Source organism: Pseudomonas sp. AC016 (assembly GCF_979253365.1).
On the sequence record NZ_CEEDCC010000002.1, the window covers coordinates 1 to 13169 of the forward strand.

Sequence of the window (13169 nt, forward strand, 5' to 3'; positions counted from 1 at the left end):
AACGTGGTATTTGGGGAAACCAAAATTAGACGCTGTAACTGAGGACTTCCATTGTGAAGCATCAAAAGGGTTTTACGGTTATCGAAGTCGTTGTTGTACTCATCGTCAGCACGTTGGCATCGGTGGTTGCCGCAACGTACTACGGTCGTTACATCGACCGGCAGGCCAATCTGGCTGCAGCTGATCAGATGGTTATTGTTTCAGGCGCTGCGACCCAGTACATCAAGGACAACTACAGCGCGGTAGCTGCAGCAGCTGGACCCGCGTCACCAGCTGTGATCACTGTAGGGATGCTGCGCAATACCGGATATTTGCCAACCGGGTTTGCTGACAAAAATGCGTACGGTCAGGACTACCGCGTCCTTGCATTGAGGCCCACGCCAAACAAGCTACAGACCCTTGTGGTGACGTTTAACGGTGATGCCATCAAAGAGCTACACATGATCGACATCGCCAAGCGCATAGGGGCTCAAGGTGGGTACGTGTCCACGCTCGATCCTGGCGTGGCCAGCGGAAGTTTCGGCGGCTGGTCTACTGCTCTGTCGCAGTACGGTGGTTCCCCTGGTGGTGGACATCTGGCATCAGCGCTGTTCTTCCAAGACGGTGCGTTGGTAAATGATTACCTCTACCGAAATGCTGTGCCAGGTCATCCCGAACTGAATGAGATGAACACCGCAATCAACATGAAAGGCAATGACCTCAACAACGCGGGCACAGTTAATGCGGGCACAGTGAGTGCTGGCACTGTGAACACAACCAGCCTTAACGCGCAGACAGCAAACGTGGTAACTGATGCCGTGGTCGGGGGGACAGTGACGGCGCAGAACGCGACAGTTCGAGGAAATGCCGACGTAGGTAACGATACGTATACAGGGGGATGGTTCAGATCACGCGGTGACGGAGGCCTGTACTTCGAGAAGCACGGCGGGGGCTGGTACATGTCAGATCCGCAATGGCTCAGATCGCTGTCGGACAAGGGCATCTTGACTGGCGGTGAAATGCGCGCAGGCAAGTTGACCTCTGACGGTCGCACTCAAGTAGGTGAATATCTGCAGCTTGACGGTATTGCTCAAGAAGACGGGGTGTGCGCTCCAAATGGGCTTGTTGGCCGGTCACAGCAGGGCATAATTCTTTCCTGCAAAGACGCACGCTGGAAGAAATTAGGCGGGTCCACGCCAAAATGCATGGCAGAGACGATCAACGGATATCAACTGGACGATGTCACGACATATGCATGTCCAGTCGGCTACACCAAGATTGGTTGGGACACTACAGGTAGTGGTCAGCGATTCAGTAGTACAAACGGAATCGTGATCGGACAAAATGATTACGCGACCATCTTCTGTTGCGAGTTTTGAACGTCATAAGAATGAGGCACAACTGTTATGCCAATGCTCGGATTCCTTTTAGCACTTTTTTTTGTCATAGCCGCTCTGTCAGGAACTGAAAGTCTCGATCAAAGCCGGGTGTCTGCTAAATCGGAATCCGACGCTATCGCTGGAAATATGCTGGTGTATCGCAATTTTGTTTCCCTTTACGCCCAAAACAATCCTGCTGCCAGCGGATCGATAGCAGACCTTTCTTTGGGGTTGCCTGGCTGGTTTAACAGGTCGCCATACTTGAACAATTACGTCGCTTTGGGGAAAAGCTACGTCTATTACACCGTTGTCGTACCAGGCCTTGTGTGGGCAGTATCGGACGTTACTGGATCAATTAACGTTGGAACCAACGAAGGTGGCGTGTTGAACACGCCAGGCAAAGGGCAGACAGCAATTTTGCTGCCTGCTCAAATACCCCAATCATCGGTGGTTATCGTCCAATGAAGAAACATCTGATCGGTCCTGCGTTGTTGTTGCAATGCTCGCTTTTGGCTACGTATTCGTATGCTGAGGAGCCGCCCCCAGCTTATCAACGTGCTGCGCTTCAACAGGGCATTCCGCCCGAAGTGCTTTACGCGGTGGCAAAGATTGAAAGTAATTTTCGCATCAAGATCGGTTTCTACCCTTGGCCTTGGACCTTAAACATAAAAGGACAGGGGTTTTATTTCGCGACCCAGGGCGAGGCCTGCGAGGCTGCGCTGGCCGGTTTAGCTAAGCATGGTAAGTATGGCGTTGATATCGGGCTCACTCAGCAGAACTGGGGCTGGGTAGGGTCACAGCATTACCAGAGTCCCTGTGAGGCGTTGTCGCCTTCAGCCAATCTCAACAGCGCGGCGTTCGAATTACGCAAGTGCTACGAAAAAGAAGGAGATTGGACCAGGGCAGCAGGCTGCTACCACCGTCCGGCTGGCGGTGAACCTGCCCGCCGCTACAGAAGCGAGTTTACAAAGAGATACAACCAGATAATCGGCTCTAACTAATTATTCCAGATCGACGCAAGCGCGTCTGTTTAATACCCGCAGCTGTCGCTACATGATGATTACATCGTGTGGTGCGAGCTTGTGCATGTGACAATTTTCGTGTGAGGTTTACTATGTCGATGTTTTCGTTAAAACGCAAAAGAATGGAAGACGTTGTTGAACAGGAAAGACAGCTTGCAGCTCGCACGTCTGTAGATGCTGCAACGGCGCAAGAAATCAGTCTTGTGGAACAAGCTTATACCCATGCAGCGCGTTGGTTTGAATCCAATGTTGCAAGCGAGGCGAATAAGAAGACGCGTCGTGCTTACATGCTTGTAGGATTCATGGGTGTCATCACATTCATGTCGGTGCTGGCTGTGCTGCTGTTGACACCCCTGAAAACGGTTGAGCCGTATCTTCTCCGAGTAGACAAAAATTCGGCATACCTTGATGTAGTCGCACCCACAAGCGCAACGATATCGACTGAGCAACTCGACGATGAGTTTTGGCTGGGAGCTTACGTGAAGTTTCGCGAGAACTATAATTTCTCGGATAACAACGCGTTCTATTCAATGGTTGAGTTGATGTCCTACGAAGAAACGTTCAAGGAGTACAAGAACTTTCAACTATCGTCGAAAGGTTACATGAACGTTCTCGGCAATAATCGCCAGATCAGGACGGAGATCAACAACATCATTTTCCTCAAGCGTGAGGAGGGTTCCGGTACAGCGCAGGTCCGAATGACCAAAACAGTACTTGACCGTAACGGTATGCCTGATCCGCAGATAAAACCTGCTATTTGGGTTTCGACAATGTCGTACGACTATAAGAATCCCGCAAAGAAGCGCGGCGATCTTTGGTTGAACCCGAAGGGCTTTGGCGTGCGGTCTTACACACCGGCTCAGGAGGTTGGTAGAAGCCATGACTAGCCAATCCCGTAAGCAAACTGTCATTCCTGCAAAGGCGGCTTTTAGTTCTGTAGTTCTAATGTTTGCGTCTCTGTGCTATTGCACTGGCGGTGTAGCTGAAACATTGGGCGCACCATCAGCGCTGGATAAGCGTATTCAAACTGCGGCTTATTCGCCGGACCAGGTCTACCGCATTCAGGCATCCATTGGCCGTGGCTCGTTGCTGCAGTTTCCACCGAACGAAACTGTTATGCGGGATGAAGGACTGATAGTGTCCGGTGATCCCGATGCATGGAAAATCGCCACTAACAAGCGCGGTAATCTGGTAACGATCAAGCCATTGACCACTGACGAGCCGAACACAAACTTGATCGTCAACACGAATCTCAATACGTATTTGATCGAATTGAAGCTGGTTAACAGCGCTGCTGAAACTACTTACGCGCTCAGATTTAAATATCCAGAAGCGCCAAAAAAACCAGTCGCTGCTCGTAACGTTCCAGCGAACCCTTGCGAAGGCCGGTCAGTCAAGCGTGACTATCAGCGCCGTGGCGACGTGCAGCTGTCTCCGACCGAGGCATGGGACAACGGGACTTTCACGTGTTTCCGCTTTGCGACTAACGCGCCTCGGCCCGCTATCTACATGGTCCTGCCAGATGGTACGGAGACCTTGGCGGCAAAACACGACGAGCAAAACATTGCCGTCATCCACGGTGTGAGTGAGCTGTTCCGGTTTCGGTTGAACAAGCTGGTCATGGAGGCGCGCACCAGTCTGCAGCAGACGGAATACAACTTCAGCGGTACAACCACTGGAGAGACTCGGGAGCTTATAAATGCAAACGAATGACGATATCGATCCGGCGCGCCCTGAAGATGCCGGTAGCATCGGCGGGCTTTCAGCAGATCAATCGGACAGTAAAAAGGCACGAGGGTCATTCGATCTGCGCTCGGGTAAACCTCGCGGTGAAGGTGACAGTACACGCACCATGTATTTCATGATTGGCGGAATGGTGTTGTTGTTCATCGTTGCGTTAGTCGTGATTTGGGCGGTTGTCATTTCCAAGATGAATGAGGGCACCACTGAGATCGATGAGTCAGCAGCAAAACGTGACGCAACCCTCGAGGTGTCCACCGAAAGTGACAACGTCATGAAAGAACTGCAGGAGGAGAAAGCACGGCAGTTGGCCGAAGAAGACGCGAGAAAGGCAGCAGCGGCAAAGTTGGCTGCCCAGGCCGAAATTGATGCAGCAGCTGGCAATCAAGGTAAGAGCACGCCAAGCGCCGCTCCATCAGGTGGCAGTCAACCTGTGGTCAAGCCGTCACACCTCCGCAAAATGGCCAGCGGGTTGCTCATCAAACCTGAACTCAATGATGCCGCTGCATACGCCGGTGATGGTGGAAGCTCTGGCAGTCAAGGACCCAGGTCAGGTGAAAGCGAAAACTCGAAGCGGTTGGCCGAGATCCTGGACGAACAGCGCGGTGGTCAAGGTGGCGGCTTGACCGGCGATAGCGCTTCAAACAGCCGTGGCAGCTTGAGCAACCTTTCAGGTACTAGCTTCACACCAACGCGGGCCTATATGGGGCCGCCGAGGAAGTATCTGCTTGCTCATAACACACCGACGCGCTGTGTGTTGTACACAGAGATAGTGACTGAACAGCCGGGTTTGGTTGATTGCAGACTAACCGAGCCACTCTATTCAGCCGACGGGTCTACCGTGCTTGCGGAAGCGGGCGCGCAGCTGAGCGGCGAACAGACCATCCAAGTCGGACCAGGCCAGATGCGTGTGTTCACCTCCTGGACATCACTGGATACCCAGTGGGGTGTGAGCGCGCAGCTTAATAGCCTTGGCGCGGGGCCTATGGGTGCAAGCGGTACTGAGGGCTGGATAAACCGTCACTGGAAAGAACGATTTGGCGGCGCGGTGATGCTATCGATCTTCCAGGATGGCATGGAGGCGCTTTCCAACGCCACTCAGAAAAGCTCTGGATCTGGTGGCTACACCGTGAACAACAGCGAACAGAACGTTGAGAACATGGCGTCTAAGGCGCTCGACAGCACCATCAATATTCAAGACACAGGCCATGTTTCACCTGGGACCGTTATTACGGTAATCGTCGCCCGCGACGTCGACTTTTCATCCGTCTACATAAACCGCTAGGAGACATACAGTCATGTCAGAGGTTTTTGAGCCTAACGAGGATCTGGCCCTGAGGGAGGACACCTTAGCGTTGGACTTTCTTGACCAGGCAGGTGTCACTGAATGCTTGAGTATGAAGGGTACAACAGACGTTGCAATCAACAAGCCCAAGGAGATCTGGATAGATGGCCCCGAGGGTTGGGTTCACCGACCCGCACCTTGGCTCGATTTCGGGCTATGTGTTGACTTGGCGAACAGTTTGGCAGCGTTAAACAATCGCAAGCTCAACTCCAAGAGTCCGATCCATACCGTAGAACTGCCTGGTGGTGAGCGCGGCCAGTTGGTGATGGCACCGGCCGCTATGCGAGGAACGTTGTCGATGACGTTTCGCAAGCCATCGCTGCAGCGTTGGGCTCATACCGACTACATCAAGAATGGGCTGTATGACAAAGCACAGGCGGTGGCCGCGCCAAAACTAAAGCTCGAAGCCTGGCAGCAGAAAATGAAACAAGCGCACACATCGCATGAGTGGCATGAGTTCATGACTATGGCGGTGGAGAATCGTCAGAACATCATCATTTTCGGCGGGCCTGGTTCCGGCAAAACGACATACGGCAAGACGCTTATGGATCTGTACCCACCCAAGCGTCGAATGATCACTATTCAAGAAGTGACCGAGTTACAACTGCCGTACCATCCCAACCACGTCCACCTGTTCTACGGTGACATCGTAAAGCCAAAGGCGCTTGTGGCAAGTTCGCTTCGGATGAAACCTGATCATCTGTTCTTGGCAGAGTTAACCGGCGATGAGGTTTGGCACTTTATCGAGATCCTCAACACCGGCACAAAGGGGACAGTGACCACGGCGCATGCGAACGACAGCGAAGCAGGTTACGCACGCGTCTGCGGGCTGATAAAGCAGTCGGAGGTAGGGAAAGGCTTGGACTACGACTACATCGAACGTCTGGTTCGCACCTCATTTGATGTCGTCGTTTACATGGAAAAGCACCACATCCTTGAGGTGCATTACGAGCCGGATCACAAACTGGCGTTACTCAATCGCAACCGGCATCAGATGTCGTAGGAGGGGTCTATGTGGTGGCGTTTAATCCTGATGGTCATTGTCTTGATGGCTGCGTTCTTTGTAGGTGGCTTATACGCAGGCGCTGCCTTATTTCTGAAGTTAACAGGCGGCGATATAGGCTCCATGTCCTATCACACGTTGTGGGACGCTAGAAAGCTGCCTTTTACCGATCGGAGACTGCTTTATCTGCCGTGGGCTTGGTGTGTCACTGCAGCGTTGACGTTCCTACCTACGGGCTTTGTGCTGTTGTCGATTTTTCTGCGACTCAAGCCGATTACAAGCTTGCATGGTGATGCCAGGTTCGCGAATGAATCCGAGCTGCGGCTATTCAAGTATGACGGTGAGTACAAGGACATGCGGTCGCCGAAACAGCGGAAGAAAGATGCGAAAGAACGCCGTAAACAGCGGTAATCACCGGTTCTAATCAACACGAAATCGCAGACCTAATCTATGAAAGCATCTGGCATAACAGTGTCCGACGTCGATGCGTGGGTGATGAATATGTCAATTCGCGCCCGTACGCGGATGCGAGGCGAAATAACTGCACTGACGTGGGCCTACAAGAAGTCATCCGCTGAATACTTGGCGGTTGAAATGATCGGCGAAATTGGAGGTGACATGCAGCTCACCTTCCTAACTGGTCAACCGGATAAACCCGGCCGACTTGCAGACTTTGACAGCACCTGTTTCAGCGTCGTGGATATGAACGAGGCGAGACAGCTAGCTGCGCTTTTCCTGGCGTCAGCAGGGGCTGTTACTGACGCGTTTCCGAATTTGATTCATTAATCTTTCAGTAAGGGGTGTTCCGTGCTCATACCGTTCGAGCTTGATCCTGAAATTCTGAAGTGGCGGCATGAAAGCCGGGAGGGGCAGTAATGGGGGCCAGTGCTGCGTTTAGTCCCAAATGGCCGCAGAAGCGGGTTGATGACCTACCAGCCATCCTGATTGGCAAGCACCCTACAAAGGATTCGTTTCTCGCGTCATATGGTCAGTCCTTTGTCATGCTGGCTGCACCACCTGGTAGCGGTAAGACTGTCTCAGTTGTGATACCGAATCTGCTCAGTTATCCGGACTCGGTGGTGGTGAACGATCCAAAATTCGAGTGTTGGAAGGCGACTGCGGGTTTCCGGGCTGCGGCAGGCCAGAAAGTTCTCAGGTTTTCGCCGGAGCGCCTTGAAACGCATCGATGGAATCCGCTTTCAAGGTTAAGCAAGGATCCGCTGTATCGACTGGGGGCAATTCGAACGTTGGCCAGCGTTCTGTATGTCTCCGAAAACCCGAAGAATCAGGAGTGGTACACCAAGGCATCGAACGTGTTCGGCGCGATCTTGCTGTACTTGATGGAAACGCCTGAAATGCCCTTCTCGTTGCCGCAGGCCTACGAGATTGGCTCACTTGGCACCGGCATCGGCGCTTGGGCAGAACAGGTTATCAAGGAACGCACCACCGGCGATCGAGCGCTTTCATCAGAGACGCTGCGTGAACTCAACGGTGTTGTCGAAGCGTCGAAGAACAAAAGCAGCGGCTGGTCGACGACCTCTGACATCGTGCGTGACGTGCTGTCTATCTACGCTGAAAAAACCGTGGCTTGGGCGCTGTCCGGCGATGACATCGATTTTTCGTTGTTGCGAGTCGAGAAGACCAGCATTTACTTTTGCGTGACTAACAACGCGATCAAGAAGTTTGGTCCGCTGATGAACCTATTCTTCAGCCAGGCTATCCAGCAGAACACTGAGGTAATGCCTGAGGACGGCGGCCACTGTGCTGACGGCTCGCTTCGACTCAAACACCAGGTCCTTTTCGTGCTGGATGAAATCGCGGTCATGGGGCGTATTGAAGTGATGGAGATTGCGCCGGCACTCACGCGGGGTGCTGGACTCAGATACATCATCATTTTCCAGGGCAAGGACCAGTTACGCAGTGACCGAACGTACGGCACCGAGGCTGGCAACGGGATCATGAAGGCGTTCCACATCGAGATCGTGTATGCGACTGGCGACATCAAGCTTGCCGAGGAATACAGCGCCCGTTTGGGGAACACGACGGTGCGTGTTCAGAACCAGTCGTTTAACAAACGCGACATGAACGATCGAAGCAAGACCGACAGTTTCAACGAACAAGCAAGACCGTTGCTGTTACCGCAAGAAATCAACCTGTTGCCGTATGACGAGCAGATAATTTTCGTACAGGGCACCAAGCAAACACCTGCCTTGAACATGCGGACGCGAAAAATCTACTGGTATGAGGAACCTGCGTTTCAAGCGCGGGCAAATCAGCCGCTCCCACCGATCCCGATCGGTGACAAGGACAAGATTGATGGGTTGACCGTCCCCGTCCGAGTGCTTGAAACGGTTGCAACGGTAATCGCTCCACATGCCGGACATATGCTCAATGAGGCAAAGCGTCGTTGGAAACCAGGTGTTGCAAAAGTTAACGATGTAGCACCAGGTTCTGACCAGGTAAATCCCCCGCAACACTGACAGCAAGCACTCACCTTTCAAACAGCGCTTCCAGGAATAAAGACATGAACTTCACCGCAATCGCGGGGGACAGGCTGCGCCTGTACCCCTCTGAAAACTCGCCTGCACGATCGAGATCGGCGAACGCCAGGTCCCGCGTGCGCGCTTACCTCACGGTGGCCGTAATGAGCTTCGCTGTGGCGACAAGCTCATCAGCGATGGCAAAGGATCCATGCAAGACCGTCCTGTGCATGTTCGGCATGTTCACCGGCAACAGTGGCGGCAGCGAATGCAAGAGTGCCGAGCAGGAGTACTTCTCAATCGTCGTGAAGAAGAAAGGAAAGATCCGCTGGTCGGACACGGCAAACGCCAGGCATGAGTACCTCGATAGCTGCCCTCAGGCCGATCGGGGCATCACGAAAGAAATCAACGACAAGTTCGGAAAGACCTCGGGCTAAGGAGCAACCAATGCGCGTATTCATCGCAGAAAAACCAGATCTGGCGAAAGTCATCGCAGACGCGCTGGGCGGTGCGTCACGTAAAAAAGGCTACATCCTTTGCGGGACCGATGCAGTGACCTGGTGTGTTGGCCACCTACTGGAGCTGGCCCCTCCGGAGGTACACAACCCGGCTTATGCAAATTGGGACAAAAATGACCTGCCTATGAAGCTGCGGCCGGTCAAATACCAGCCGATCGCCAAAACTGAAGAGCAGCTGCAGGTGGTCGGCCGACTGATCGATCAGGCAACAGAGATCGTCCATGCCGGTGACATCGATGACGAAGGACAGCTACTGGTCGACGAGGTGTTGGAGTATTTCAACAACGAGTCGCCAGTCCAGCGGATCCTGATCAACGACATGAGTACCAGTGCTGCAACCGTGGCGCTTGGGCAGCTGCGGGATAACAAGGAATTCTATGGCCTGTACCAGAAGGCATTGGCGCGCAGCATTGGCGACCAGCTGTACGGGTTCAATATGACGCGTGCGTACACGCTAGCGGCCCAGGAAAGAGGTTTTAAGGGTGTGTTGTCTGTCGGCCGGGTGCAGACGGTCATACTGGGTCTGATCGTGAACCGCTATCTGGCTAACAGGCGACACAGTGCAGCGTTTTTCCACAAGGTCTCAGCTGCGATCGATATCGGCACCGGGAAAGTGAAAGCGATCCTGGTCGTTGCTGAAGGTGCGCCGGTGGACGCGAAAGGTCGCATCATCGATGCGGCGTACGCGGACAAGATTCTGAAAGAGTGCACGAAGGCTCCGGCGACCGTGATTCATGTCGAGGTCGAGCATCTGTCGGATGGCCCGAAGTTGCCTTTCGCGCTTCTGGATCTGCAGGTGCATATGAGCAACCTGCATGGCATCAGCGCGGACAAGACCTTGGAGTTGACGCAGTCACTGCGGGACAACCACAAGGCGATTACCTACAACCGATCTGACTGCAGCTACTTGTCGGAAATGCAGTTCGGCGAAGCACCACAGACCATCGACGCTGTATCTCAGAATCTTCCTGGAATGGCGGCTGTGTTCGCAGAGGTGGAATCTGAGCGTAAGAGCCGAGCGTTTGACGACAGCAAAATTACCGCACACACGGCGATCATTCCGACGGCTGCGAAGGTAGACGTATCAAAGCTCACTCCGGACGAAAAGTCGGTGTACCTGGCGATCGTCACTCGCTACCTGATGCAATTTATGCCCGCCAAGCTCTCTCAGAGGGCTGAGGTGCGGTTTGAGATTGGAGGCCACACCTTCACCTCACGTGCAACGCTTGTTACCGCTGCAGGATGGTCTGTGCTGGACGGCGGTGCTGGTAGCGACGATGACGCGAAGTCGACGGATGAAAACGTGACTGATGCTCCATTCGAACTTCTCTCGGGCCTGCAGCTGGGCAACGTTGGTAACTGCGGGGCAGCGTCACAGGCTAAGGAGAAGACCAAGCCGCCTGAGTTGTATACGGAAGCCACGCTACTGAAGGATCTACGCAGGGTTGCCAAGTACGTCATCGATCCGCGCATCAAGAAACTGCTCATCGACCGTGACAAGGGCAAAAAAGACGAACACGGCGGCATCGGCACCCCGGCAACGCGAGCGGCAATGCTCAAACTACTGCTCGATCGCGGCCTATACACCATCGAGAAGAAAAAGCTCGTGCCAACGCCGGTCGGCCTTGAGTTCGTCGCTGCACTCCCGACCATCGCGACCAGTCCGGACATGACCGCGCTCTGGCATGAGCAACAGGAAATGATCGAGGCGGGAGAACTGACCGTCGATGCGTTCCTGGATGAGCTTGAAGTTTTCATTGCGGAACAGATCGCTAACGTCGACCTCGGGAGCATGCAAGGCCAGGCAGTGCTGCCGCCCCTGGTCGTGAACGCGGACTGCCCCATGTGCGGAAAGGAACTCGCAGTCAACCGGCGGGTAATTGGATGCAAGGCATGTGAATTCAAGTTCTTTCCTGAAATCTGCGGTAAGCAACTTACCGGCGAACAGATCGAAAGGTTATTCACCACGGGCCAGACAGCGAAGATCAGCGGTTTTAAAAAGAAGGACAAGAAGCACGTATTTACTGCTGCACTCAAGTTGAATCATTTGGCAAAAGTCGAATTCGTTTACTAATCGCTTAATCAATCAACGTAAGGAAATCAGAAATGGCTGCACGTGGAGTTAACAAAGTTATTTTGGTGGGCACTTGCGGCCAGGATCCTGACACTCGTTACTTGCCGAACGGTACTGCCGTGACGAATCTCAGCCTGGCGACCAGCGACCAGTGGACCGACAAGCAAACCGGCCAAAAGGTAGAGAAAACCGAATGGCACCGCGTTTCGCTGTTCGGAAAGATCGCTGAAATCGCCGGTGAGTATCTGCGCAAAGGTTCTCAGGTCTACATCGAAGGCAAGCTGCAGACCCGCGAGTGGGAAAAAGACGGTATCAAGCGTTACACCACCGAAATCGTCGTCGACATGCAAGGCACCCTGCAACTGCTGGGCGGGCGTCGTGATGGCGACCAGGAACCGGAACCCGCGCAACAGGCGAGTTCCGCACGAGGCCCGCAAGCCAGCGCTGCGCCGAAGGATGAAAAGGCCAGTCCACCAGAGGATAAGCCTAAAACCCGTGGCCGCAGCGGTAGCAGATCTCAGCAGGCAGCTGCAGCGTCTGGTCAGTCAGCGGCACCACCGGCACCGGCAGCGGATTTTGACAAATTCGATGATGACGTGCCCTTCATGGACCCTTACCGCTTCGCCTGGCGTCTCGTCTAACGCCGCCGATTTCAGCACGTCAGGTGCCGCGCTCCCGGCTCGTCGTAACGGCTCCATCGTTGCGGCGAACGGAAGCACGGGCGCAGCGCACACTTGACGTTACCTCGACCAGAAAAGGCTCACCGCAGGAGTGTGGGGTTGCTTCACCACCCCGCGCTCCTGAGGTCCACGCGGCCGTTGGCGGGATGACAATGGGCAGAGCCCTTGGTGTTAAAGGCTGTACATACGGCGCGCAACTTTCAGACGAACAACCTAATTTTATTCAATCGGAGATATTCTATGTCCATTCTCGCAGTTCTCAACTACACCGGCACAATCGGCAAAACAACTATTTCAGCTCACTGTCTGTCGCCGAGAATACCAGGCTCCAAGTTTATTGGCGTGGAGTCCATAAATGAAACTGCTGCCAGTCTCGGCATCGAAATCGAAACCATGCGTGGCACTGCGTTTCGTGAGCTTTTCAAGAGATTGATGTTGGCTGATGATGTAATCATTGACATTGGTGCGTCCAACATTGAAGAGTTCATGAATAATCTGGCAAAGTTTGACGGCGCTCACGAAGACATCGATTATTTTATTGTCCCTGTGACGTCGGGTATCAAAGAACAGACAGAGACCATTCGTATGATTGATACGTTGTCGGCACTCGGCGTACCAGCTGATAAGATCCGCGTTATCTTCAATCGCGTCACGTCCAGCGTGAGCGAAGAATTTCCGCACATAATAAACTATCGTAATCATGCCGGTTCTTTCATTGCCAATACGGAATGTGCAATTTACGAAAGTGAGCTGTTCGATGCGTTGTCGCTTAAAAAGCTTTCTTCAGCCGCGATTCTGGAAGATGACACGGACTACAAGTCGTTGTTGAAAGGTAAAGATGGTAGCGAAGTAGAACGCGCACTCTGGTCAGAGATGTACGGTTTGAGGTTGTTAGCAAAAGGCGTCAGCCGCAACCTTGATCATGTGTTCAATCAGCTGTTTGTTTAAG

At 53.4% G+C, this 13169-nt stretch carries 14 protein-coding genes; all 14 read left to right on the plus strand.

From position 1 onward, the window contains the following. The first annotated feature begins 53 nt into the window (after positions 1-53). The 14 genes from pilV (at position 54) to stbB (ending at position 13168) form a co-directional block, all read left to right on the plus strand. The gene (pilV, locus tag AC0IXS_RS27050) at positions 54-1358 is read left to right on the plus strand and encodes a shufflon system plasmid conjugative transfer pilus tip adhesin PilV (RefSeq protein ID WP_471826336.1); all 1305 of its coding nucleotides are present in this window, start codon (positions 54-56) and stop codon (positions 1356-1358) included. Positions 1359-1385: 27 nt separating this feature from the next. Continuing rightward, complete coding sequence (gene pilM, locus AC0IXS_RS27055) at positions 1386-1823, plus strand: type IV pilus biogenesis protein PilM (protein ID WP_449124729.1); 438 nt, start codon at positions 1386-1388, stop codon at positions 1821-1823. Continuing rightward, entirely contained in the window at positions 1820-2359 is a 540-nt protein-coding gene (locus AC0IXS_RS27060) for a lysozyme family protein (protein ID WP_122423046.1), read from the plus strand. The genes pilM and AC0IXS_RS27060 overlap by 4 nt, the downstream gene beginning before the upstream one ends. A gap of 113 nt (positions 2360-2472) precedes the next feature. Beyond that, entirely contained in the window at positions 2473-3267 is a 795-nt protein-coding gene (locus tag AC0IXS_RS27065) for a VirB8 family type IV secretion system protein (RefSeq protein ID WP_423227805.1), read from the plus strand. A gap of 58 nt (positions 3268-3325) precedes the next feature. Further along, the gene (locus AC0IXS_RS27070; protein ID WP_471826420.1) at positions 3326-4093 is read left to right on the plus strand and encodes a TrbG/VirB9 family P-type conjugative transfer protein; all 768 of its coding nucleotides are present in this window, start codon (positions 3326-3328) and stop codon (positions 4091-4093) included. Next, the gene (locus AC0IXS_RS27075) at positions 4080-5405 is read left to right on the plus strand and encodes a TrbI/VirB10 family protein (protein WP_471826339.1); all 1326 of its coding nucleotides are present in this window, start codon (positions 4080-4082) and stop codon (positions 5403-5405) included. Before AC0IXS_RS27070 ends, AC0IXS_RS27075 begins: the two co-directional genes overlap by 14 nt. Before the next feature lie 13 nt (positions 5406-5418). Then, positions 5419-6468: a P-type DNA transfer ATPase VirB11 gene (gene virB11 / locus AC0IXS_RS27080; protein WP_471826341.1), complete on the plus strand. Its 1050-nt coding sequence runs from the start codon at positions 5419-5421 to the stop codon at positions 6466-6468. Positions 6469-6477: 9 nt separating this feature from the next. Beyond that, a complete protein-coding gene (locus tag AC0IXS_RS27085; protein ID WP_122423049.1) occupies positions 6478-6879 on the plus strand; it encodes a hypothetical protein in 402 nt (133 codons plus the stop codon). A 60-nt stretch (positions 6880-6939) separates the two neighbouring features. After that, on the plus strand, positions 6940-7254 hold the full coding sequence (locus AC0IXS_RS27090; RefSeq protein WP_471826343.1) for a hypothetical protein: 315 nt from the start codon (positions 6940-6942) through the stop codon (positions 7252-7254). Between the two features lie 89 nt (positions 7255-7343). Beyond that, a complete protein-coding gene (locus tag AC0IXS_RS27095; protein ID WP_471826344.1) occupies positions 7344-8948 on the plus strand; it encodes a type IV secretory system conjugative DNA transfer family protein in 1605 nt (534 codons plus the stop codon). Positions 8949-9112: 164 nt separating this feature from the next. Then, positions 9113-9385: a TrbM/KikA/MpfK family conjugal transfer protein gene (locus AC0IXS_RS27100; RefSeq protein ID WP_122423103.1), complete on the plus strand. Its 273-nt coding sequence runs from the start codon at positions 9113-9115 to the stop codon at positions 9383-9385. A gap of 10 nt (positions 9386-9395) precedes the next feature. Beyond that, positions 9396-11540, plus strand: a complete 2145-nt coding sequence (locus AC0IXS_RS27105) for a type IA DNA topoisomerase (protein WP_471826346.1) — start codon at positions 9396-9398, stop codon at positions 11538-11540. Positions 11541-11572: 32 nt separating this feature from the next. Continuing rightward, positions 11573-12181: a single-stranded DNA-binding protein gene (gene ssb / locus AC0IXS_RS27110; RefSeq protein WP_449124735.1), complete on the plus strand. Its 609-nt coding sequence runs from the start codon at positions 11573-11575 to the stop codon at positions 12179-12181. A 279-nt stretch (positions 12182-12460) separates the two neighbouring features. Beyond that, positions 12461-13168, plus strand: a complete 708-nt coding sequence (stbB, locus tag AC0IXS_RS27115) for a StbB family protein (protein WP_471826348.1) — start codon at positions 12461-12463, stop codon at positions 13166-13168. Position 13169: the final 1 nt, after the last annotated feature.